At 44.0% G+C, this 22,459-nt stretch carries 22 protein-coding genes; 11 read left to right on the top strand and 11 right to left on the bottom strand.

Annotated elements, in window-relative coordinates; all coding sequences use genetic code 11:
- The first annotated feature begins 193 nt into the window (after positions 1-193).
- Both JCM16456_RS19940 and JCM16456_RS19935 read left to right on the top strand, forming a co-directional pair.
- On the top strand, positions 194-1,555 hold the full coding sequence (locus tag JCM16456_RS19940) for an aminotransferase family protein (protein ID WP_068717780.1): 1,362 nt from the start codon (positions 194-196) through the stop codon (positions 1,553-1,555).
- Positions 1,556-1,954: 399 nt separating this feature from the next.
- A complete protein-coding gene (locus JCM16456_RS19935; RefSeq protein WP_231894456.1) occupies positions 1,955-2,458 on the top strand; it encodes a CBS domain-containing protein in 504 nt (167 codons plus the stop codon).
- A 21-nt stretch (positions 2,459-2,479) separates the two neighbouring features.
- Here JCM16456_RS19935 and JCM16456_RS19930 read toward each other — a convergent pair.
- A protein-coding gene (locus tag JCM16456_RS19930; RefSeq protein WP_408068385.1) for an IS3 family transposase occupies positions 2,480-4,014 on the bottom strand; the annotation gives its coding sequence in 2 pieces (ribosomal slippage) (positions 2,480-3,561 and positions 3,561-4,014; 1,536 coding nt in all).
- 615 nt (positions 4,015-4,629) lie between these two features.
- Here JCM16456_RS19930 and JCM16456_RS19920 point away from each other — a divergent pair.
- Positions 4,630-5,499, top strand: coding sequence for a hypothetical protein (locus JCM16456_RS19920; protein WP_068717779.1), 870 nt, complete (start codon positions 4,630-4,632; stop codon positions 5,497-5,499).
- A gap of 24 nt (positions 5,500-5,523) precedes the next feature.
- Positions 5,524-6,045, top strand: a complete 522-nt coding sequence (locus tag JCM16456_RS19915) for a GNAT family N-acetyltransferase (protein WP_068717777.1) — start codon at positions 5,524-5,526, stop codon at positions 6,043-6,045.
- A gap of 198 nt (positions 6,046-6,243) precedes the next feature.
- Here JCM16456_RS19915 and JCM16456_RS19910 read toward each other — a convergent pair whose 3' ends face one another.
- Positions 6,244-7,335, bottom strand: coding sequence for a pectinesterase family protein (locus JCM16456_RS19910; protein WP_068717775.1), 1,092 nt, complete (start codon positions 7,333-7,335; stop codon positions 6,244-6,246).
- 342 nt (positions 7,336-7,677) lie between these two features.
- Here JCM16456_RS19910 and JCM16456_RS19905 point away from each other — a divergent pair, with 342 nt between their 5' ends.
- Positions 7,678-8,613, top strand: coding sequence for an alpha/beta hydrolase (locus JCM16456_RS19905; RefSeq protein WP_068717773.1), 936 nt, complete (start codon positions 7,678-7,680; stop codon positions 8,611-8,613).
- Between the two features lie 32 nt (positions 8,614-8,645).
- On the opposite strand, the gene JCM16456_RS19900 is transcribed toward JCM16456_RS19905, so the two are convergent.
- Genes JCM16456_RS19900 through JCM16456_RS19880 form a run of 5 tightly spaced genes read right to left on the bottom strand, consistent with a single transcriptional unit; the run spans position 8,646 to position 14,303 of the window.
- Positions 8,646-9,644, bottom strand: coding sequence for an ABC transporter ATP-binding protein (locus JCM16456_RS19900; protein ID WP_068717771.1), 999 nt, complete (start codon positions 9,642-9,644; stop codon positions 8,646-8,648).
- Positions 9,644-10,666, bottom strand: coding sequence for an ABC transporter ATP-binding protein (locus tag JCM16456_RS19895; RefSeq protein WP_082712394.1), 1,023 nt, complete (start codon positions 10,664-10,666; stop codon positions 9,644-9,646). The genes JCM16456_RS19900 and JCM16456_RS19895 overlap by 1 nt, the downstream gene beginning before the upstream one ends.
- A gap of 2 nt (positions 10,667-10,668) precedes the next feature.
- Complete coding sequence (locus tag JCM16456_RS19890) at positions 10,669-11,559, bottom strand: ABC transporter permease (RefSeq protein ID WP_068717770.1); 891 nt, start codon at positions 11,557-11,559, stop codon at positions 10,669-10,671.
- A gap of 20 nt (positions 11,560-11,579) precedes the next feature.
- Positions 11,580-12,533, bottom strand: coding sequence for an ABC transporter permease (locus JCM16456_RS19885; RefSeq protein WP_082712393.1), 954 nt, complete (start codon positions 12,531-12,533; stop codon positions 11,580-11,582).
- A gap of 15 nt (positions 12,534-12,548) precedes the next feature.
- Positions 12,549-14,303: an ABC transporter substrate-binding protein gene (locus JCM16456_RS19880; protein ID WP_068717766.1), complete on the bottom strand. Its 1,755-nt coding sequence runs from the start codon at positions 14,301-14,303 to the stop codon at positions 12,549-12,551.
- Positions 14,304-14,725: 422 nt separating this feature from the next.
- Here JCM16456_RS19880 and JCM16456_RS19875 point away from each other — a divergent pair, with 422 nt between their 5' ends.
- From JCM16456_RS19875 to JCM16456_RS19860, 4 genes are all read left to right on the top strand, one after another.
- A complete protein-coding gene (locus tag JCM16456_RS19875) occupies positions 14,726-14,944 on the top strand; it encodes a hypothetical protein (protein WP_068717764.1) in 219 nt (72 codons plus the stop codon).
- A gap of 67 nt (positions 14,945-15,011) precedes the next feature.
- A complete protein-coding gene (locus JCM16456_RS19870) occupies positions 15,012-15,764 on the top strand; it encodes an SDR family oxidoreductase (RefSeq protein ID WP_068717762.1) in 753 nt (250 codons plus the stop codon).
- A 74-nt stretch (positions 15,765-15,838) separates the two neighbouring features.
- Positions 15,839-16,237, top strand: coding sequence for a GFA family protein (locus JCM16456_RS19865; RefSeq protein ID WP_068717761.1), 399 nt, complete (start codon positions 15,839-15,841; stop codon positions 16,235-16,237).
- Between the two features lie 17 nt (positions 16,238-16,254).
- On the top strand, positions 16,255-16,635 hold the full coding sequence (locus JCM16456_RS19860) for a nuclear transport factor 2 family protein (RefSeq protein WP_068717759.1): 381 nt from the start codon (positions 16,255-16,257) through the stop codon (positions 16,633-16,635).
- A gap of 106 nt (positions 16,636-16,741) precedes the next feature.
- Here JCM16456_RS19860 and JCM16456_RS19855 read toward each other — a convergent pair whose 3' ends face one another.
- Complete coding sequence (locus JCM16456_RS19855) at positions 16,742-17,758, bottom strand: NADP-dependent oxidoreductase (RefSeq protein ID WP_068717757.1); 1,017 nt, start codon at positions 17,756-17,758, stop codon at positions 16,742-16,744.
- A gap of 3 nt (positions 17,759-17,761) precedes the next feature.
- A complete protein-coding gene (locus tag JCM16456_RS19850) occupies positions 17,762-18,622 on the bottom strand; it encodes an alpha/beta fold hydrolase (protein ID WP_068717755.1) in 861 nt (286 codons plus the stop codon).
- A gap of 100 nt (positions 18,623-18,722) precedes the next feature.
- On the opposite strand from JCM16456_RS19850, the gene JCM16456_RS19845 reads away from it, so the two are divergent.
- Both JCM16456_RS19845 and JCM16456_RS19835 read left to right on the top strand, forming a co-directional pair.
- On the top strand, positions 18,723-19,166 hold the full coding sequence (locus JCM16456_RS19845) for a winged helix-turn-helix transcriptional regulator (protein WP_068719071.1): 444 nt from the start codon (positions 18,723-18,725) through the stop codon (positions 19,164-19,166).
- A gap of 251 nt (positions 19,167-19,417) precedes the next feature.
- Positions 19,418-20,598 (top strand): IS3 family transposase gene (locus JCM16456_RS19835; RefSeq protein WP_408068373.1). Its coding sequence is split into 2 segments (ribosomal slippage): positions 19,418-19,685 and positions 19,685-20,598, totalling 1,182 coding nucleotides; the frame shifts between segments, so codons are not numbered across the junction.
- Here JCM16456_RS19835 and JCM16456_RS19830 read toward each other — a convergent pair.
- Positions 20,573-21,175, bottom strand: a complete 603-nt coding sequence (locus tag JCM16456_RS19830) for an alpha/beta hydrolase (protein WP_068717752.1) — start codon at positions 21,173-21,175, stop codon at positions 20,573-20,575. The genes JCM16456_RS19835 and JCM16456_RS19830 overlap by 26 nt on opposite strands.
- 101 nt (positions 21,176-21,276) lie before the next feature.
- A complete protein-coding gene (locus JCM16456_RS19825; RefSeq protein ID WP_068717751.1) occupies positions 21,277-22,245 on the bottom strand; it encodes a glutathione S-transferase family protein in 969 nt (322 codons plus the stop codon).
- Between the last annotated feature and the right edge of the window lie 214 nt (positions 22,246-22,459).

The raw sequence follows: 22,459 nt of genomic DNA, 5'->3' as shown, positions 1-22,459 counted from the left end.
TATTTTTTTTATAGAAAAGCATGATATGTGCCATTTCTGAATAATTACTCAGAAATATGCTATTTGGCTGCAAACCCTATTCGGAATGAAGCATAAAAGTGGTCCTAAAAAAACCGAGATCTGGACCTAAACGCAGGTGAGAATTTGCTCTAACGTGAAATTTGCCTTCGTTAGCAATTTGGAGAATGACGAAATGGATTTGTCATCAATAGCATCAAGTAAAGAAAAGGATCAACAACACGTTTGGCATCATATGATGCAACACGCGAACCATACCGCACCGATGTTTGTGAAAGGTGAGGGTAGCTACCTTTGGAATGACCAAGGCGAGAAATTTCTCGATGCCGTCGCAGGTGGCGTATGGTGTGTCAACGTCGGTTATGGCCGAACTCGCATCGCTGATGCCGTGCGCGACCAACTTGTGCAACTGAACTACTACGCGGGCTCTGGCGCAACGCCGATTGCTGCGGAATTTGCCGCTAAACTGCTGAGTTTTATGCCGGGCTTGAGCCGAGTTTATTACTCTAACTCAGGCTCTGAAGCCAATGAGAAAGCGTACAAAATGGTGCGCCAAATTGCTGAGAAAAAATACGGTGGCAAAAAACACAAAATTTTGTACCGTGATCGCGACTATCACGGCACCACCATTGCCTGTTTGAGTTCATGCGGTCAGGAAGAACGTAAAAATCAATATGGCCCATTTACCCCAGGTTTTGTCGAAATTCCTCACTGCTGCGAATACCGCAGCCAATATGGCGATACCGATAATTATGCAGAGCTGTCGGTTGAAGCGGTAGAGCAGATCATTCTTAAAGAAGGCCCAGAGACGATTGGGGCGATGGTGCTTGAACCCATTACCGCTGGCGGCGGGGTGATTGTGCCTCCTGCTGGGTATTTCCGTGGGATTGAAGCCCTGTGTCGCAAGTACGATATCTTGCTGCACATTGATGAAGTGGTGTGTGGTATTGGCCGCACCGGTCAATGGTTTGGCTATCAACATTTTGGTATTAAACCAGATATTGTCACTATGGCCAAAGGTTTAGCTTCTGCCTATGCACCAATTTCGTGCACGGTGGTTACCGAAGAGGTGTTCAATTTACTCAACGACCAACCGGAAGAGCGTGAAAGCTATTTCCGCGATATCAGTACCTTTGGTGGCTGTACCGCCGGCCCTGCTGCCGCGTTAGAAAACTTACGCATTATTGAAGAAGAGCAGTTGCTGCAAAACAGTGCCGCAATGGGCGAATACCTCAAAGGACGCCTCCAAGCACTGCAAGAGAAATACCCTTTGATTGGCGATGTGCGCGGTGAAGGTCTCTTCATTGGCATGGAGTTAGTCAATGATCGTACCACCAAAGAGCCAGTCGACGAGTCGGTATGTATGGCACTGGTTGGCCTATGCGAGCAACAAGGCGTGCTGATTGGCCGCACAAACCGCTCATTTCGTAAATACAACAACACCTTATGTTTAAGCCCGATGCTGACTCTAACCAAAGAAGAGGCGGATATTATTGCAGACGCAATCGACTACGCTTTTGCTAATTTAAAACGTTAACCCTTTTTCTCTTCGAGCCATTGGCCACGTCGATTTTCATAAATCAGCGTGGCCTTTTTTATTGGAAATTTTTAGCGGGCGCTTTTGTAGTGGAAAAGACACGAAAGATAGCGTGCGATTTTTCATTGTGGTTAACACTAAAGAGTGAGTCGCTTCTCTTTTTGTACTATTGCTGAATAATTACCCAAGCCGATTCTTGATCTGATTTTGTTATTGGAGGATTATGAATTTAGTTGAGCAATTGAGATTGGGCAGATATGTTCTGCAATTTGTGAGTGTAAGCAAGAATAGGACATATAGAATAGTATGTTGCTGGAGTGGTGTCTGTATTTTTAAAAATAGTATAGAGACAATTCCTGATGTAAAGATACTGTTATACAACAATTGGGATTTATCTACATGGGTTACCAACTATGGATGTCGCCACAAACTGGTTATCGACGTCAGGGGACTAGATTTGAGTCCTTACGTAGTATTTTCCTTGAAAATGCAAAGCTACTTTCTTTGCTTGAACCAATCCTTTGTTGCAAAGATACTGATAGTGCATCCGACGCTAAACATGCTCTTGAATCGAGAGATTTTGATGTGACATGTGTTGTTAACGATGATGGTGTTATTGTTGGACAAATTGAAAGGAAGGCTCTGAATCATGGCTTAGTAGCTGAACATGTAAAGGCGATAGAAGAAGAGCAAAAAATAGATGAAAATACCTCCTTAGTTCATTTACTCCATACTTTGGAGACAACTGAATTTAAGTATGTGACTCGAGATGATCAAATAGTGGGTATCGTCACACGTTCAGATCTGAATAAGCCAATTCCAAGGACATATTTATTTGGTGTGGTTTCTTTATTTGAGTTACATATAAATTTCTGGATTAATTACCGGTGTTTTTCAAGATAGTTGTCATCATTTGCTTATTTATTAAGCTGCTTCTTTTTCTGGATTTAAGTAAACCTCTCCAACGGGTTTACAGTTCCTAATATCTCGCGACCAGCGCTCTGGATGCCGCTGTTTTGCAGCAAGTAACACTTCAGCCCTGTGCGCTAAGATAGCTTTATCCTTCCCATTGTGTCTCTGCGAAGGTGTCACGTAATTTAATTGACTGTGTTTGTGCTCGGTGTTGTACCAACTCACGAACGTTTCAACCCAACTACGGCTCGACTTCAGATGCTCAAAGCCCTTTGTTGGCCATGTCGGTACGTATTTCACCGTTCTAAACAGGGACTCAATGTAGGGATTATCGTCACTGACCCTTGGGCGACTATACGATGATATAATCCCTAGCTCCTCCATTTTGGCTTTGAAGGTCAGTGACTTCATCGGTGCCCCATTGTCTGAGTGAAGAACGATAGGCTGATTAAAGCACTGCTCTCGTATCAGAGTTCTTTGTAATAGCTGTGACGCTAATTCACCACACTCTCGCTCGTACACGTCGTAACCAACGATTTTTCGACTGTAGATGTCTTCGATAACATACAAGTAATAATGCTGTCCTTTTACCTTTGACGGTAAATAGGTAATGTCCCATGTATACACTTGATTTGGACCTGTTGCTTTATAGCTTCTAGGCTTAGCATGCGGCTGCCTTCTTCGCTGACGACCTCGGTGATGCAGTTGGTCATGGGCGTTGAGAACTCGATAAAAACTCGACTCTGAAGCAATATATTCGCCCTTATCCAGCAAGCTCGGAACAATTTGAGTCGGCGGTAAGCTCGCGTACTCAGGGCGATTACAAACATCAATAATCGCTTCATGTTCTTGCTGCGATAATTGATTAGCGGGCCGTGGTCGAGCGCAGGTTTTCCTTTTGTCGGATTGAACCTCGCCTTGTTGATACCAACGACGATACGTCCGTAAATCAATAAGAGCTTCATGGCAGGCCGGGACTAAACGACTACCATTTTGCTGCGCTTCATGAATGAGCTCGATTAAGCATTGCCTTTCTTCGGTCGAGGTCAATCGTCCTCTGGCTCTTCCCCGTAAAAGGCTCTCAGCTTTTTTCGAAGAACCAACAAGGCAGCGGTTTCGGCTAAGGCTTTCTCTTTGATTCGTAGTTCTTTCTTTAGTGCTTTGATTTCATTTTTGTCGGCTTTAGCTTGTTTTTTAATGTCCGCTTCACGCTCTTTATTCGACATAAAACCGTGCATGCACTCGCAGCGCCAAGCTTCGACTTGTTCGGGGTAAAGCCCTTTTTCTCGACAATAGTTGCTAAGTTCATTTTCTGTCATCGAGTACGTTTCAGCAACGATAGCAAGCTTGGTTTGAGCAGACCACTGCTCTGATGATGTATGGCTATTAGGCACGGCGGCTCCTGATTCTCTGAGTTGTTGACGCCAATAATACAGGGTTGCCGTGCTAATGCCTTCCTCTTTTGCCAATTGGCTGACAGACATGGAATAAGGTGGCAGTAACTTTTTTAATATGGCTTCTTTTCTTTCAACAGAAATACGAGACAAAATACACTCTTTAACGCCCAAACTGGTTAAATTTTAACAGTGACAACTATCCTGCCAGAGGGGGTTACTACTATCCTAATGACACTTGGCTTCAATATTTAAACGCAAATAGGCAAACTAAAGTACAAAAAATTATAGAACGTCGTCGAGGGAGTAGTGATTACCTCGCTGTTATTGAATGTGCTCAGCTTTGTGATAAAAAAGAAATTCTTAGAAATGAGCCAGAATTTTTAAAACGGTTTGGTTTTAGTAAAAAAAAATTTAAAACCTTTTTGGAAAGACTTGAAATTGTTCGCAACGAAGTAGCACATAGTCGGTCAAACATAATCTGTCTATTAAGTTGGAAACATATTACCAGCACTATCTCAGATGCTGAAGAGTTCATTGGTCATTCAGATGATGTAATTGAGACAGTAGGCAAAGAGAAAGCTAAGGATTTTGAATCAATAGTTTTAGTTCCTGTAACTTTTGTATAACAAACGCCTGCATTCTGACACCAATCCTTTCTAGTTTTTTGTGTCACTCGCTATGCTAACTCATTAACATAGAATTACTCCCTTTTTGTGTAGATAAAGCGAGCCTTAAATGTAATTTATTTAGCAACGGAGATAGACGTTGGATATAGAAATAAAGGATTTGTTATCCCTAGAATATCATGGGAAAAAGGTAGCTAATGGACAACTACGAGCGAAAGATGTTGCTCGGTATATATCAGCAATTGATGACTTTATGTCAATTGCCACTAAACATGCTTATGGTAAAGATGCTGAGTTGATTTTTGATGTCGCTGGTTTTCGAAATGAATCTTTTGATATTGATTTTGCGTTACAAGTTGTAAATTTAGGAGCTGCTGTTTTGTTTTCTTCTGCATCTCCAAGTGATCTTATTTCTTTAACAACAGACTGTATTAAAGCTTGTATTCATCTGCAAGGTAGTCATCCAAAAGAAGTTCAGCGTAACACAATAGATAAGTCAGTTCGTGTTACAAATCAGAGTGGTGATACAAACGTTTATCATATAGAAACAATAAATGTCATAGCTGATCCTAAAGCAGCAAATTCATTAGACTGCTTTATTAGAGAACCATTATCTAAAGGTTTAGACGCTGTTAAAATAAATTCAGCATCATCTGCGATTGAAGCTCATGTGTCAGCCAACGAATCAGACTATTTTAAACCGATAGATTTTGAAAAACCGCTATTTACGAATACTATAAAAACAGGCTTAGTTATCGAATCACCGTCATTTAAAGATGGTAATAAATGGAAGTTTAGCGATGGACAATCAAGTTTCTACGCTGAAATAACAGACGAAAATTTCTTAAGCCGTGTAGATGAAGGAGAAGAGCGGTTCGGTAAAAATGATATACTATTAGTCGAAATGGATGTAATACAGACTCAAACGCCAACATGTTTGAAAGTTGAAAAAATAATTACAAAAGTTACCGATCATCAATTTGCACAAAAACAAAATAGTATGTTTTGAAAGTTAGCCCCATCAAGGAACACAATGGATATTGTATTTGAAATTAATGTAACGGAAGTACAGCACAAAGCTATCGAGTCTTTAAGGAATCATTCTTTTCCTGAACATCAAGTTAATCGCTCCTATTACAAACAACTGCCTCATATGCGTGCTTTGCAATATGAAGGTGACATGCTTGTGGGCTATTTGGGTCTAGATTATCGTGCGATGAGAGTTGGCAATGATGTCTACAACGTCTTGGGTATCATTGATTTTTGTGTTGCCGAACAATATCGAGGTAAAGGCATTGGAACGTTTATGCTTTCTGAAGTGTCGGCGTTTGCAAAGGGAAAGGCGGTTGATTTCATCATGCTTATGGCTGAGTTAGATGATTTCTATCTTAGTCATGGTTTTAGCAAAGTTGAAACAACCCATTCTTGGTTACGGATCGATGAGCACACAAATTATGGTGTGGCAGTGGAGCATATTGATGAGTTGTTTATCAAATCAGTGAGTGGCAAAGAATGGACAAATGGTCATTTGGACTGGCTGGGTTATATGTACTAATTTCTCATTCTAAAGCTAATCAAAGCATCTAATCACCTTATGCACTCAGTGCACAGCGTTATGCGATGTAAAACATTAAGGCAGAGGCGTGAAACGAGTTCGGCTACAGGCGTGTAGGTAACAGTGACATTCAGCCAAAGAATAATTTCAGTTTTTTTCCCCAGAGTCACCAACTTAATCTCTACACACGCATTGTTTTTACCACGCCGCTTCTTCGCTAATCTGGGGAAACCAGCCATCTAACACATGCTCTATGGTGTATTGTTCTCGTTCGGCTTCGGTTATTTCTGGACGTTGCTCTTTGTTATTTTCTGTGCCATATCCGTGGGAGTGGTATTCCGCAAAGCGCGATTCTTGCGGCGTAAACCATACTCGTTCGCCGTCTTTGCCTTTACCACTCATTTTATCCCAGCCGTAGATGTGATTATCCATAACGCAATCAATGAATACCGCCTGACCAACCGCTTGCGGATCGGCATACTGGCCGTCGGCAAATTGGGTAGTTGGGTGCCAAGGTCGGCCGAGGGCAAAACTGTGTTCGGGCACATTGAGCTGTTTTAGTAGTGCACAGCGATGGAAAATAAACCCATAGGGTTTGGTGATTGAGGTTGCCGGTGCACAAACATAACCCCACGCTTCATTATGCGCGGTATCTCGTCGTGCTTTGGCGGTAAGGTCGCACTGCTCAAACCAAGCCGTTCCGGCACCAAAAATAAAGTCGATGTGTCCGGTTATCAAACACTGATGCAGATAGGTTCGGCCAGATTTAAGAAATAGGGTATCTTGCGCGCCCTCAAGCCCCAGATGCGAGAGCACAATTTTGTCGGCGTGCTCATCAATTAGCAAGGCAACCGCTTGAGTATGGGTAAGGCGAGTAGGATCGTCGGCGCGTTTTTTTTGGTTGGCATCAAAGTCGAAATCGTTGCGAATGGTGAGGTCGCGTAGGGTGATATTGTCGGCATCAAGGCTTACGGTGCGACTGCCGGTGGTGGCAAAAATGCGTCCTTGCGGATCGAGCATACCGTTGGCGGTACTGGCAACAATATGAGTATCGTGCAAACTGCTGCCTTGCAAAATAAGGTTAGGGCGTGTAACACACAGCCGTTCATAATAAGTGCCGGGACCAATGTTGATTTGGTAAAGCGTGTGTTTACCTTTCACTCCCTCACTATTGATTAATGCATCAAGACCCACCAAAGCATCAAGAGCGGCTTGGATTGTCGGGTAATCGCCTTTTCCATCTTGGCGAACAGTGAGTGTTGGGATATCGTTGCTGTGTAACGATGACATTGATCCAGCTCCTTAATAGAAAGACATGACGAGCCATTTTCTCCGCTATCAGATTAACATCGTATGATAGTGTAAAACGGATGTTCTTTTGCTCTAATCCCTTGTAAGTTAAACTAAAATAGAACGTTAGTGATAAAACCTCAGAGTGTGGCTAGCGCTTACTCTATCGAGTTAAATACTTTTGTACTCATGAGATATCGCGAGACATTATAACTTTCTCGCTCGGTAAGTCCTTGACGTAATGCTCATATATTCACCGCTTATTTGTCACTTTAGAGTTATTTTTCTAACTTCTGATTATGCTACATTGTTTATATTCTCTTTGCTTGAGGCAGAGGCAAAATGAGCAAGACCACACAGATATCATTAACCAGTGATGGCTGTGATCTGTACGGCGAGTTATTAGAGCCGATTCAGAGCGATACCATTGCATTAATTGTTGCTGGGTTTGGACCTATCGACCGAAACGGAAATCAACCTAATGAACGTAACGCCAGCCTAAAACATTTAGCCCAAGAGTTAGCTTTGATGGGGTGCGCGAGCATTCGTTATGACAAACGCGGCATTGGTGCCAGCAGTTTCTATGGTTTATCGGAAAGCGAACTGAGCTTTGATGATTACATTAACGATGCAAAAAACTGGGTTCGTTATATTGCGGTGCGTTTAACTCAATATAAACACATTGTGTTGATAGGATTGGGGGAAGGGGCGTTGATTACCTCGTTAATTGCGACCATGCCCTGTGTCGATAAGATGATTATGATTGCAGCATCGTCGCTCAATCGCCAAAAATTACTGCGTTTGCAACTCTCTTCATTACCGGAACCCTTTCGTGGTGAAGCCATATCGATACTCGATTCACTCGCCGCCAATAAACCAGTAGCTGAGGTATCTGAATCCCTGAGCCATCTTTTTCGCCCTTCAGTTCAGCCCTATTTACGATCCCTATTTCGTTACGAACCAGTGGATGTGCTGGCTCGAGTGAATGTCCCCATTTTATTGGTTTATGGTGATAACGATTTGGAAATCGGTGAGTTAAATGGTTTGGCGTTAGAATCGGCGCAACCTAAGGCGCAATATTGTGTGATTAAAGGTATGAACCATGTGTTGCGAACGGTAGGGGAAGACTATGAATCGAACCGCGCAGCCTATAACAATCCAGAGCAGCCTTTGGCATTAGAATTTGTACGTCAGCTACGCCGATTTATGCAAGTCACCGCGCCGCAAAGTGATTATCACGGCAACGGTGGTTTTGATGAAAACAGCGAACGTCACTAACGAGTCCGATATGAACAGGCTGATATGAACATTCAGCTGGTGGTTTGCTGGTACAGATGGCAAGCCACCCAATGCGGTTCGTCGTTTGAGTGACTAAGGTCAACGGTACTTGGTGCGGTTTTGGCACACTGTTCACTAGCATGAGGGCAACGGGTACGAAACGTGCAGCCACTCGGTGGTGCTAGTGGCGACGGTACATCCCCTTGCAGCGGTTCTTTATCTTTACGCAAGGTTGGATCGGGAACCGGGATAGATGCGAGTAATGCCTGCGTGTAGGGGTGTTTGGGATTGCGATACAGCTCTTCGGCACTGGCTCGTTCCACTAAACGCCCTAAGTACATCACTCCAACTTCATCACAAATATGCTGCACCACGGCCAAATCATGAGCAATAAACAGAAACGAAATGCCTTTGGTTTCTTGCAGTTCTGCAATTAAGTTAAGCACTTGTGCTTGCACTGACACATCGAGTGCCGAAACCGGCTCATCGGCGACAATGAATTTAGGCTCAAGCATCAACGCGCGCGCAATGCCGATACGTTGACGTTGCCCACCAGAAAACTCGTGCGGGTAACGGTTTAACGCTTGTGGTCTTAAACCCACAATCGCCATTACTTCGGCAATTTTGGCTTCACGCTCATCAATGGTGCCGATGCGGTGAATATCCAAAGGCTCACGTAATATATCGTGAATGGTCATGCGCGGGCTTAACGAGGCAAACGGATCTTGAAAGATCATTTGCATGTCTTTGCGCATCGCCTTTAAGCCTTTTTTATTTAAGCTATCAACCGCTTCGCCATCGATCACAATAGTGCCATCGCTTGGCTCAATCAGGCGCAGCAAGCAGCGACCTAAGGTTGATTTGCCACACCCAGATTCTCCCACTAAGCCAAGTGTTTGACCTTTGCGAATAGTAAAACTGACATCATCGACCGCTTTACACAGCAGATCTTTACGTCCAAAAAAGCCAGATTGTTTGACGGCAAAGGTTTTGCGTAAGCCTTTGACTTCCACTAATACATCGGGACTCATTATGCTGGCTCCTTATCAAGGTGAAAACAAGCGGCACGGTGTTCTACTGCTGGCGTGTTTGAGGCCGTTAACGCGGAAATGTTTTCCAGTTCGGGGCTGTGCTGGTGGCATTGGGTCGAAGCCAAAGCGCAGCGATCAGCGAAACGACACCCTTGGGGAAGGTGGAAAAGGTCTGGCACCATACCTTCGATGGTCGGCAGCCGGCGAATTTTATGTTCACGCACTTTAGGTACTGACTCGAGTAAACCGCGAGTATACGGATGCTGTGGGTTAGCAAAAATGGCGTCTACTGTGCCTTGCTCTACCACTTCGCCGCAGTACATCACCACCACGCGATCGCAAGATTCCGCGACGACACCCAAGTCGTGCGTCACTAAAATCATCGCCATTTCCAGCTCTTGTTTAAGGCGTACCATTTCGCGCATTACCTGTGCTTGAATCGTCACATCTAAGGCGGTTGTCGGTTCGTCGGCAAGCAATAGTGAGGGATGACAAGAGAGCGCCATGGCAATCATGACCCTTTGTCGCATCCCGCCAGAGAGCTGATGCGGATAATCATCAATGCGTTTTTCAGGAGCAGGAATCCCCACTTTGCTTAGCATCTCGATAGCGTGTTGTTTGGCTTCTTTACGACTCAAAGATTGGTGATTACGAATCACATCAATCATTTGGGTGCTAATTTTGAGCACCGGATTGAGGGCGGTCATCGGCTCTTGAAAGATCATCGAAATTTGGCTGCCACGCAAACGGCGGTAGGCTTTTTCATTCAACCCGACCAGCTCTTGGCCTTGGTAGCGAATACTGCCAGCGACAATTTTGCCCGGCGGAGAAGGGATTAAGCCCATAATCGCCAGTGAGCTGACTGATTTACCGCAGCCAGATTCACCAACAATGGCTAAGGTTTCTCCCGGGTAAACATCAAAACTGACCCCATTAATGGCACGAGCTGGGCCTTTGTCGGTGCGAAACTCAACCGCCAAATCGCGTACTGAGAGTAATGGTGTTAACTTAGCTTCTGTCATCGTTACGCCACCTTGCGCGGATCAAGCGCATCTTGCAGCGAATCGGAGAACATGTTGAACGCCAACACAAGAACAAACAAAGGAACGGAAGCGGCGAAGAAGTTACAGAAATGACCCGCGCTCACTTCGGTACTCGCTTCAGCAATCATAACGCCCCAACTGATGCTGTCTTTCACGCCCAGTCCCAAGAAGCTTAAAATAACTTCACTTTTGATCGCGGTAATAAACAGCAATGTTAAGTCCACCAGCAAAATATGGATGGTGTTAGGCAATAGGTGTTTGAAGATGATGCGATAAGTAGGCACCCCAAGAGAGTGCGCTGCCTCAGTAAACTCCATGTTTTTTAATTTAATCACTTCGCCGCGAATCACGCGCGCTGTGCTGGTCCAAAACGCCATGATCATCGCGATGTGCATCGCATAAGGATTCTCCTTCAGCGCCACAGCAATAGCAGCCACCAGCAGAAAATAGGGCACACAGTCAATGCTGTTCATGAGCCACAAAATGGCTTCATCTAACCAAGTGTTTGAATAAAAACCCATTAGTGCGCCGCCAATCGCCCCGAACAGGATCGAGAACAGCGCAACGATCAAGCCGACCTGAAAGGCGGTTTTGGTGCTGTATAGGGTGCGATCAAGAATGTCTTGACCATTAATGGTTGTTCCAAACCAATATTGTGCGCTCGGCCCACTTTGTCCGGGGGCAAGCAATTCATCCCATTGCTGTCCGATGACGCCTAACCATACCAGTAGAGCAATTAACAAAAATAGGCCTACGACAAATAGGCTTAACATGCCGATTTTGTCTTGGCGAAATTTGCAAAACGCTTTGGTCCAAAGTGATTCCCGTTTTAATGGTACATCCATTGATACTTGAGTAATAACATCCGTCATAATGACCTCCACTCATATCCTTATTGCAGTGAAATACGCGGATCAACGAGTTTGTAGATAACATCTACAGTGCTAACGACCACGATATAAAGCAATGTAATTAAAACAATGACTGCTTTTAATACCGGTAAATCGCCAGTAGTAATCGCGTTGTAGGTGACTAATCCGATTCCTGGAATGCCAAAATAGCTTTCTAATAGCAGTGATCCTCCGACCAATACAAAAGGAATCGAAAAAATGATGCGCGTAATAATTGGAATCAGCGCATTCTTTAATACATGTTTGACCAAAATTCTCATTGGCGAATGCCCAAACGCTTTCGCGGTGCGAATGTGGTCGCGATTCATTTCTTCCACCAAAATGGCGCGATAAAATCGAGTGGTGTAACCGACGGACACGAAAATCGTGCACAGGGTCGGTACGGTGACGTAGTAGAGATAGCTGCTTACATCGTGCACTTCCCAGCCATAGACCGGAAACCAATTCAACCCATAGCTAGAGCAGAAGATAAGTTGAATGGCGATGATCACAATGATGTAAGAAATGCTCATTCCAACCACAGAAGATGACATCACGACTTTATCGATCCAATGTCCTCGATTTTGTGCGGCGACCAAGCCCAATACGATACTGATCAAATGCCCAATCACAAAGCCGGGCAAACCAAGGATGAGCGAAATGGGAATCGTGCGTCCTAAGATGGTCATGACTTGTTCACCGCTGGAATCGGAATAACCAAAGTTGAACGTTACCACTTCTTTTAGGTAGTTCAGATAACGGGTCCAAAATGGCAGGTCGTAGCCAAGTTGATGCCGTACGTTGGCGATTTCCTGTACAGTTGGATTGCGTCCTAGCAGATCGAATGTTTTATCTGGGCCAAAATAGACCATCAGAACAAAGCTAATCAGAGTGACTCCGAAAAGCAGCGGAAGGCTGTAAACCAGCTTCCGCATGCAGTATTTCAATGTATCCATGCCTTTGGCACCGTCCTATTGCACGTCTACGTATTTGAAATAGTTACCTAAAATGCTCGCTTCAGGCCACATGATGGCGTCTTTATGCCACAGAGCGACACGTGTGCGAGAGAAGCTACCCACACCAACACAATCATCAACCAGCATTTTATTTAGCTGTTTATATAGCTCAGTACGTTCTGGACTTGGCTGCATAACCGAAGCTTGCTTAAAGATTTTGTCGTACTCAGGATTGCTGTAGTTGGCGCTGTTCGCACCGGGTGAACGGTTTGGACCGTAGAAGAGTTGCAGCGTATTTTCTGCATCGGGGTAATCCAAGCTCCAACCCATTGGTACCATTTGAGTTTTGCTCTCTTTGATGTCTTTATTGAAATCACCAAACGTCGCGTAAGCTTTCAGCTTGATCTTGTTTTTTGGATAACCAATTTTGGTTAGGTAGCCACGAAACTCCTCGTACATCTGTTTACTTTTCACATCCGATACGGTTGGGTAGTAAAGCACCGGTAGGTTTTTCGCATTCCAACCGTTCTCTTTGAGGAGTTTTTTCGCTTTAGCAATGTTTTGTTCAATCGCTTCTTTGCCCATATTCGGGTCAAAACCATCGGTTCCGGGGACGATAAAACCAGCATAGGCATGACCTAAGCCAAGGTAAAAACGCTGAATACGTTTTGGCCAACTAAATGAACTGACAATCGCGCAGCGCAGTGCTTTGTTTTGCGCATTGATCTTAGGATCTTTGTTAAAACCGAAATACTCGTCATCGAAGTTGAACATGTTAAACACCATGCCAGTTTCGGTCGCAACGCGATAATTGTATTTTGCCGCGTATTCAGGGCGCAGTGTCACCGGGTCGCGAGAAGAGAGCACTTGGTCTAACTGCTCGTTTTGCAGTGAGGTATTTTGGATTTCGTTCTCTTTGGTAAAGGAGTTCCAACGTGCTGAAGATTGTTTTATCCAGTTTGCTTCCACGCGATCGACAAACGGCATCGCTTTACCATCTAGTTTGGCAATACCAGTAGCGCCATGAACTTTCGCGTCGTAACCTTCTGCTTTGGCGTGAAAAATATCACTGCGATAGGCGTCATTACGCACTAACACGGTTTTGGTACTGTTGGTTGATTCCATTTTAAATGGACCACTACCGACCGGGTGTAAGCCAAATTCACGTCCGTATTTTTCCACCGCTTCGTGGGGAACTACGCCCGCATAGCCCATCGCTAACGTGTAGGTAAGCTGTGGGAATTTATGGGTGAGCGTGATTTGAATGGTGTATTTATCCAGCGCTTTTAAACCTGCAATGGGTTTAGAGTAATCAGAGCCAGCGGCTTTCCAATCATCCATTCCTGCAATTTTACCTTCCCATACCCAAGCCCCTTGGGAGCGATTTTTAGGGTCGTAATGGCGTTCAATGGAATAGACAAAATCTTGAGCGGTAACTTCACGGCCTTTACCATCTGCAAAAGCGGGATCATCAGCAAACTTAACGCCTTGCTTAATTTTGATAGTGTAGGTGAGGCCATCTTCAGAAACCTGAGGCATTCCCTCTGCGAGGTTTGGCTCTATTTCATAGGGGCGTTTGAGGTATTTATATTCGTAAAGGGTATCAAAAATGGCGGTGACGATTTCATTGCTGTACATCGTACCCGATTGAACGGGATCAAAGGTACTTGGTGCGCCATCGTCTGAGAATTTAAAGACTTTATCATCTGCCGCATGGGCACAAGTAGCCATAATAAGCGCTGCCAACGGCAGAAGCTTAACTGCTTTCATACAAACTCCTTTTGTATTTTCAAATTGTATGAGATTAAGTGAATCACATAAGAATTTGACTTCCTTTATGAATAAATTAAGCGTAATCAATCGATTCTATCGATATTTTATTCAGCCTAACTCACACTAGGCTTCATTAACTTGATTGATACTATTCAGAATAGGTACATAAAAAAGTGGTATTCATCACACATTTATACAATGTTTGCGCAACAAACGTTCATTATTCTGATATTGAAAATAAACGGCGAATTTTCGTTCATTTTAACAAGGCATTCCTTATATTTTGCTGTACTAATTGCTTATCTACGCAATATACAATGATAGAAATTCAAGTTAATCTATATTGGTTTTTTATTAATATCTTTATCATATTGATTAATTTGAAAATAGTCGCTGTAGAATGAGTACCGAATGAATGAATGAAAAAAAGTTTAACGAAGGCGCAAAAAGTTGCTAGGCGCAAGGCCAAATTAGAACGGCAGAAAAAATATCAAATGGTTTTTATCAATGGTAAGCAGGTAAGAGTGAAACGACCTGAAACAGTCGAAGGCATACCAGTGGATGAATTTATACTCAATAACGCCGATCCAATATGGTTACATGATAATGAGATGTGGGAATATATGGATGATGATTGATAGATGCGCGGTAAAACGACTTTCTTTATACGAAACTTGCGTTTATTTCTCTAAATAAAGGACTTTCATGCAAAACTCAAAAGTGGTGATGATTACTGGCGGTGGTCGAGGTATTGGAGCGGCATCAGCAAAACTGTTTGCCCAACAAGGATATTCAGTTTGCATCAATTATAAATCCAACCTAGAGGCAGCAAGTTTAGTCGCAGATGAAATAAGAAATGCTGGTGGTCGATGTATTACCGTTCAGGCTGATGTATCGCAAGAAGGGGATGTTCAACGTTTATTCGAGACAGTAGACAAAGAGCTTGGAACCTTATCGGTATTGGTGAATAACGCAGGTATCTTATTTAAGCAAATGCGGTTAGAGGAAATGACTGCTGAGCGAATTAACACAGTATTAATCAATAACGTTACCAGCTATTTTTTGTGCAGTCGTGAGGCGGTTAAACGCATGTCGACGCGCCATGGAGGTAATGGTGGTGTAATCGTTAATGTCTCCTCTGGTGCCGCTCGCTCTGGTTCGCCAAAAGAGTACATCGATTATGCAGCATCGAAAGGCGCTATAGATACGTTAACCAAAGGCTTAGCGATGGAAGTAGCTTCTGAGGGAATCCGCGTCAACTGTGTTCGTCCGGGACTTATTTATACTCAAATGCATGCTGATGGTGGTGAGCCGGAACGAATCGAACGATTAACATCTGTTATTCCATTACAACGTGGAGGACAGCCGCAAGAAGTCGCCGAAGCGATTTTTTGGCTAGCGTCTGATAAGTCAACGTTTTCAACTGCCAACTACATTGACGTGACAGGTGGCTTATAGAAAAACGCGAGGTTGCTATGTGGTCTATTTGGGTTATAAGTTAGCTTAACGACAAATAGATAGGGAATGTCATGATGATAAAGAAAGTAGGGAAGACCACCATTTTGCCAAAGCACCAAGCGAGTTGTCACTGTGGCAACGTGGTATTAGAACTCACATTACCTAACGGTATTGTAAATCCAAGGCGTTGTGACTGCTCCATCTGTCGGCGTAAAGGTGCTATTGTGGGGTCAGTAGATTTGTCTGCAATTCGTATTGTGCAAGGTGAAGAGTTTCTAACACTTTATCAATTCAATACTCATACAGCGAAACACTATTTCTGCTCTGTTTGTGGTATCTACACCCACCACCAAAGACGTTCTAACCCCAATGAATACGGTTATAACATCGGATGTTTAGATGGGGTAAACCCTTTTGATTTGGGTGACGTTGTCACAAATGATGGTGTGAATCATCCGGCAGATCGAATATAAATTGGGAGTTTGATGGCATGGAAGTCAGTACAGAAAACGAAATTTTAGCAGCAGAAGATGCCTTATCTCAAGCGATGCTCGATTCCAATGTCGAACAATTAGATCACCTGCTCGCAGACGAACTTATTTTTACCAATCATTTAGGGCAATGCCTTGGCAAACAAGATGATTTGCAAGCGCATCGCTCGGGATTATTAGAGATTACTCGGATTGAAACTCAAGAGCGGCAAGTCAAATTACTGCAGGGTGCTGCGATGGTATTTGCGAAAGTCACCCTATTTGGTACCTATGCCGGTGAGCCTGCAAATGGAATGTTTCGCTTTACACGAGTTTGGCAACGTAAAGATAACCACGATTGGCAAGTTGTCGCGGCCCATTCAAGTATTGTGGTGATCTAACTAACCAATATTGAGTTAAATAACCAGCTTTATGCTGGCTATTATTTAGAATCGATGAGACCTGCAGAGCGCAACACCACGATTGGCCTCTGAAACGAGGGCGACGTCATCGTATTTTGATGACGACCTTACCTTTTGCATGACCTTTGGCAAGATAGGCTAGTGCTTCTTTAGATTGTTCAAAGGGGAATACTTGGTCCACGACGGGCGTGATGGTTTTATTTTCGAGTAGTTGAGCAATTTCACTTAATATGTTCCCAGCCGGCCTTACGAAAAGAAATGAATACGAAATATTGCCTTGTGCTGATAACTTACGGAGTTTTCTGCTCATTAACTTAAACAGAAACTTGAAGATAAAATTCAGTTTTCGCTCATGGGCAAATGCTTCATCCAAAGGACCTACTAAAGAAACCAGTTTTCCTCCACGCTTTAAAATTGATACCGATTTTTCAATGGTATCGCCTCTAACCGTGCCAAGGGCTAAGTCGTAGTCCTTTAGAGTTGCTTCAAAAGCTTCCTTTTTATAGTCAACAACGGTATCTGCGCCTAAGCTGCGAACTAGCTCGATATTTTTTGAGCTTGTCGTTGTGCCTACATAAGCACCAAAGTGCTTTGCAAGCTGAATTGCAAACGTACCGATACCGCCGGAGCCAGCAGGAATAAAGACTTTTTGTCCCGGTTGAATATCGGCGCGCTCTTTCAGTGCTTGCCATGATGTGAGAGCAACCATTGGCACCGATGCGGCTTGTACAAAATCAAGGTTTGAAGGTTTTAATGAAGCCGTATGTTCCGGTATCGCTGCATATTCAGCTAACGATCCGATACCTAAGTCAAATACGCTCGCAAATATAAAATCGCCCGGTTTAAACGCCGTTACTTTTTCACCGACAGCGACAATTTCTCCAGCAAGGTCACTGCCGACTGTTGCTGGGAGCTGAAAGTGTAATACTGCTTTAAATATCCCTGTTGGGATCATGTTATCAATAGGGTTTATACCTGCCGCGTGTACTTTTACCAATAATTCGTTGGGTTGTAATGTTGGGACAGGTACGTCCATAAACGCGTATTCTGGTACTTTACTGTATCGGCTAAAAGTTAGCGCTTTCATAGTGTGGTTAGTCATATGTCATTTCACTGAGGTTGTTGAATTCTGGTTATCGAGAAACGCTAGGGTTTCTGATAAAAATGTGTCGTAGTATTGAAAAACGCCCCCGTGGCCAGAGTCCGGATATATAGACAACTTGGAGTTAGGTATGCGGTTAGCAAGGTCTAAAGAGAGTGAGCTATCAACCATTAAATCATTGTCGCCATTAGCAATAAAAACAGGTTGAGTCATCTTGGATAAATCATCCGGTTGACTTAATCCCGCTGACTTAATTGCTTGTAATTGCGCTATTCGTGATTGCCAAGAGATCCGTTTATCTCGGTTAAATGATCGTTGCTTTAACCTAGTTAAATAGGCCTTAGCTGCTCGTCGACCTTCTTTCGTTCTTGGAAAAAACAAAAAGTTTCTTGGGTCGCTGAGAGTTAACACCGCTTTTAGGTAAGCGGAAATCGCAACTTTATTTATTCGTTCAATACCTCCGCCGCCTTTAGGGCCTGTTCCTGCGAGAACAATCCGACGAACAAGATCAGGTGCCTGTAAGGCTATTGATTGAGCTACACCGCCTCCCATAGAAAAACCCAGTAAGTCGACTTTATTAAAGCCAAGCGCCTGAATAAAAGAAATGGCATCGATAGCCATTTGATCAATCGAATTAGGAGTAACGCCTTCGGTACTACCAACCCCTTTATTGTCAAATGCGATCACTTTGTGTTGGGTAGCTATACCATTGATAATTTCTGGGTCCCAATCATCAAGTACAGCCATTAGGTGATGAAGAAATATAACCGGAACATCACCGGTGCCGAGCTGTCTGTATGCGTAAGTCACTCCATTGACGTTGACAGTCTGAGTGGGGACGTTTTCCCACGTATGCTTACTCATAAATCACCTTATTCATCTTATATTCTATAAAAATGCGTGTTACTATCAAATGTGTAGTAAGGTTACTATCAATTTGAAACTAAGTCACTATCAAAATAGTATGAACAAAGAAAATATAGAGTTTGAGCCATGTCCAATTGCCCGCAGCTTAGTGTTTGCAGGGGATGCGTGGTGTATTTTAATTCTTCGAGATGCCCATGATGGATGTACTCGATTTGATGAATTTAGAAAGAACCTTGGCATTTCACCAACAATTCTGACTCGCAGGTTAGCATTGCTCACTGAAGAAGGCGTGTTAGAAAAGCGGCTTTATTCAGAGCATCCACCTCGCGAGGAGTACGTATTGACTGATGCTGGTAGAGATTTCCTCCCGGTATTGTTTGCTATTGGAGCCTGGGGGCGCAAACACAGGGGAGTAGGAAAATTAACTCGTTTCTTAGATGGAGAATTAGGGACGGAAATCGTACCAATCACTATTGACGAGAACACGGGGGCTAAAATTGGTTCAAGGCCGATTCGTGTCGTACGTCCAGATGACGTTTAGTGTGGACACCGATTTATTCGAGTGACGCAGAGTTTGAGTTTATTGCTCTGCGTCTACTGAACAAGGACGGTTTTGTACTGCTCTGAAAATAGGTTTTTTACCTATTTTAGGGTACGTACTTACTTAACTGATGTGGTTCGTGTTCTTGAAAGTGATCATGGGTATGTTGCAAAGTTAATGTAGTGGCATAGTGAATTTGGCCACCTGATAAGAGGTGTTATGATACACCTCATAAATAGACAGGTGACAATATGACTAAACGAACAAGACCGACTTTTAGCCCCGAGTTTCGCCTTGAAGCCGCACTGCTCGTTGTTGAACAAAATTATTCCATTCGAGAAGCAGCGGATGCCATGGGCGTAGGTAAATCCACCATGGATAAGTGGGTTCGACAACTTCGCCAAGAACGTGATGGTGTTGCTCCCAAATCTGCTCCAATGACGCCAGAGCAGATTCAAATTCGTGAACTCAAGAAAGAAAATGCTCGTCTTCGAGAACACAATGAAATTTTAAAAAAGGCTACGGCTCTGGTGATGTCGGACTCACTGAACAATTCTCGATAATCGAACAGCTTAGCTTGAACTATTGCGTTAAAAAGCTGTGCGAGGTGTTCAATGTTCATCGCAGCAGTTATCGATATTGGCGTAAACGTTCAAAGCAATTGTCACCAGAGCAGGTAAAACTTCAAGCTATGGTTCGTGAAGCTCATGAGGCCAGTAATGGCTCGGCTGGCGCACGAACTATTGCTGATATCGTCACGAATACTAAAGGGGTTTCTCTCAGTCGTTATCGTGCGACCAAAATGATGAAAGTACTTGGCTTAGTGAGTTGTCAATCGCCCAAACACCGGTATAAACGGGCAACACAAGAGCATGTTGAAATCCCCAATCACTTAGGTCGCCAATTTGCAGTCACTGAACCCAATCAAGTATGGGTGGGTGATGTGACCTATGTGTGGGCAGGTAACCGTTGGATGTACTTAGCAGTCGTGATCGATTTATTTGCGCGCAAACCGATTGGCTGGGCAATGTCATTATCACCAGACAGTAAACTTACTGGTAAGGCACTGACAATGGCGTTTGAATCTCGCGGAAAGCCTAATAATGTCATGTTCCACAGTGACCAAGGAAGTCATTATACGAGCCGCTATTATCGAAAATTGCTCTGGCGTTACCAAATAAAGCAAAGCTTATCACGACGAGGAAATTGCTGGGATAATGCACCCATGGAGCGTTTTTTCCGAAGCTTAAAAACAGAATGGGTTCCAGTAACAGGTTATCGTAGCTTTGCTGAAGCTCAACAAGAGATCATTAGATATATTATTGGTTATTACAGCCAACTCAGACCCCATCAGTACAATGGTGGCTTAACACCCAATGAATCAGAACGATTGTATTGGGAAAACTCTAAAACTGTGGCCAATTTTTGTTGACCACTACATAAAGCAATTTTTCTATCTCTTTGCGGATCACCGGAATCATTGAGCTGCCGATGGAGTGGCCTACGTCTTTGGATACAAACGCTTGTGGTTTTGCGCCAGCTTCTTCAAGCCAGTGATAGGTTTCTTGGGCTTTTTCAATGGCAATGACGGGATCATCTTGGTCATGAATAAGGGTGATTGCTGGCCATTCGTCGCGGTGGGCGACTGGGGCCGATAAACGTCCGGCTATTGCGATAACCCCTTTGACGGGAAAGCCTGCAGCGGCTGCATGCAGCGACATAATCGAACCTTGTGAAAAGCCCACTAAAATTGTGTCTTCAAGTGGTCCATAGCTTTCTAGCACTTGTTTGAACTTGGTCAGAGCTTGATTAACTCGGTCTGTGCGATTTTCCTCAGTCACGCCACTGATAGAAAACCATTGGCGACCGTAAGCAGACATATCGTATGGGTAAGGGGCATCAGGGTTAAACACTTCAACGTTGAACTCATCAAGTTTTAGCATTTCAATCAATGGGTTAAATGTGGCGCCGTTGGCACCGACGCCGTGTAAAAATATCACCCTTGTCATGGAGTTCTCCTTAATAAGCCCGTCAATCTGCGATTCACGGGCGTAGATTCTGTATCGTTGATTCTATACAGGGTTAAAGCACAAATGTGACATCTCAATGATTAGACGCGCACGGATTTGAGTAACCGTGTGATGTGCTCAGGGCCAATCGGGCGAATCCCGAGTGGGTTGAGCGCCTTAATCGAGTAATAGCCGCGCGTAATGTGATCCATATTGACCGTTTGTGCGATGCCCGGCAATTGATAAATTTTTTCCATATACGCAGAGAGCTTTGGATAGTCTGCAATGCGTTTCCAGTTGGTTTTGAAAATGCCGTGGTAGGCAGAATCAAAACGAATCAAGGTGACAAAGGCGCGAATGTCAGTTTCGGTTAGCTGCTTTCCAAACAGAAAATCGCCATCGAGTCGTTGTTCCAATTCATCGAGCATGGCAAACACGCCTTGCACTGCTTCATCGTAAGCTAGCTGAGTGGATGCAAAGCCCGATTTATACACGCCATTATTGAGCTGGTGGTACAAACGCGGGTTGAGTTCGTCGATCTGCTCTGCCAGTTCAGCTGGGTAGAGATCGTAATCGTTGTTTGCCAAGTCACCAAAACCGGTATTGAACATGCGCACGATATCCGCACTCTCGTTATTCACTATGGTGTTAGTGTGTGTGTCCCACAAAACAGGGACGGTTGCGCGACCGGTGAAATGGGCATCGGCGCGGGTATAAATCTCGTGCATGTAGCTGGAGTTAAATAGGGGATCTTGGTCTGCTTGATCGTAATCACCAAATTGCCAGCCTTGATCCGTAATCGTGGGATTAACGACCGTAATGGGAACATGTTGTTCTAGCCCTTTAAGAGCGCGGGCCATTAGGGTGCGCGATGCCCAAGGGCAGATATACGCCACATAGAGACGATAACGGCCAGATTCAGCTTTAAATCCAGCTTCGCCGGTTGGGCCAGCGCTGCCATCGGGGGTAACCCAATGACGAAATGAAGAAACTTGGCGCACGAAGCGACCCTGTTCATCTTTACTCTGGACGGGTTGCCAGTTTTCTACCCATTTACCATCGACTAACATCTGCCTTTACTCCTATCAATCAAACCGTTCCAGCATTTCGTGTTGTATTGTCGCGAGCGGATTAGGTTCGCGTGGGCTGGAAACCAATAGGGCTAGATTAACATTGAAGACTATCCACAAAAATGGTCATTATGTGGAATCATATTCGCCAAAATGTGGATAATCCCGTCAGTACAATTTGCTTATCCAGTAAAGGGCAATAAGCGCGATTTTT

Source organism: Vibrio tritonius (assembly GCF_001547935.1).
Lineage (GTDB): Bacteria > Pseudomonadota > Gammaproteobacteria > Enterobacterales > Vibrionaceae > Vibrio > Vibrio tritonius.
Note: the sequence above shows the minus strand (reverse complement) of the source record. Positions and strands in the feature narration are given on the sequence as shown.

Coding starts and splice junctions, on each gene's coding strand:
- JCM16456_RS19940 (WP_068717780.1), top strand. CDS start 194: ATGGATTTGTCATCAATAGCATCAAGTAAAGAAAAGGATCAACAACAC.
- JCM16456_RS19830 (WP_068717752.1), bottom strand. CDS start 21,175: ATGACAAGGGTGATATTTTTACACGGCGTCGGTGCCAACGGCGCCACA.
- JCM16456_RS19855 (WP_068717757.1), bottom strand. CDS start 17,758: ATGACTAACCACACTATGAAAGCGCTAACTTTTAGCCGATACAGTAAA.
- JCM16456_RS19825 (WP_068717751.1), bottom strand. CDS start 22,245: ATGTTAGTCGATGGTAAATGGGTAGAAAACTGGCAACCCGTCCAGAGT.
- JCM16456_RS19895 (WP_082712394.1), bottom strand. CDS start 10,666: ATGACAGAAGCTAAGTTAACACCATTACTCTCAGTACGCGATTTGGCG.
- JCM16456_RS19905 (WP_068717773.1), top strand. CDS start 7,678: ATGAGCAAGACCACACAGATATCATTAACCAGTGATGGCTGTGATCTG.
- JCM16456_RS19915 (WP_068717777.1), top strand. CDS start 5,524: ATGGATATTGTATTTGAAATTAATGTAACGGAAGTACAGCACAAAGCT.
- JCM16456_RS19845 (WP_068719071.1), top strand. CDS start 18,723: ATGAACAAAGAAAATATAGAGTTTGAGCCATGTCCAATTGCCCGCAGC.
- JCM16456_RS19935 (WP_231894456.1), top strand. CDS start 1,955: ATGGGTTACCAACTATGGATGTCGCCACAAACTGGTTATCGACGTCAG.
- JCM16456_RS19910 (WP_068717775.1), bottom strand. CDS start 7,335: ATGTCATCGTTACACAGCAACGATATCCCAACACTCACTGTTCGCCAA.
- JCM16456_RS19890 (WP_068717770.1), bottom strand. CDS start 11,559: ATGACGGATGTTATTACTCAAGTATCAATGGATGTACCATTAAAACGG.
- JCM16456_RS19865 (WP_068717761.1), top strand. CDS start 15,839: ATGATAAAGAAAGTAGGGAAGACCACCATTTTGCCAAAGCACCAAGCG.
- JCM16456_RS19885 (WP_082712393.1), bottom strand. CDS start 12,533: ATGGATACATTGAAATACTGCATGCGGAAGCTGGTTTACAGCCTTCCG.
- JCM16456_RS19870 (WP_068717762.1), top strand. CDS start 15,012: ATGCAAAACTCAAAAGTGGTGATGATTACTGGCGGTGGTCGAGGTATT.
- JCM16456_RS19875 (WP_068717764.1), top strand. CDS start 14,726: ATGAAAAAAAGTTTAACGAAGGCGCAAAAAGTTGCTAGGCGCAAGGCC.
- JCM16456_RS19850 (WP_068717755.1), bottom strand. CDS start 18,622: ATGAGTAAGCATACGTGGGAAAACGTCCCCACTCAGACTGTCAACGTC.
- JCM16456_RS19880 (WP_068717766.1), bottom strand. CDS start 14,303: ATGAAAGCAGTTAAGCTTCTGCCGTTGGCAGCGCTTATTATGGCTACT.
- JCM16456_RS19900 (WP_068717771.1), bottom strand. CDS start 9,644: ATGAGTCCCGATGTATTAGTGGAAGTCAAAGGCTTACGCAAAACCTTT.
- JCM16456_RS19860 (WP_068717759.1), top strand. CDS start 16,255: ATGGAAGTCAGTACAGAAAACGAAATTTTAGCAGCAGAAGATGCCTTA.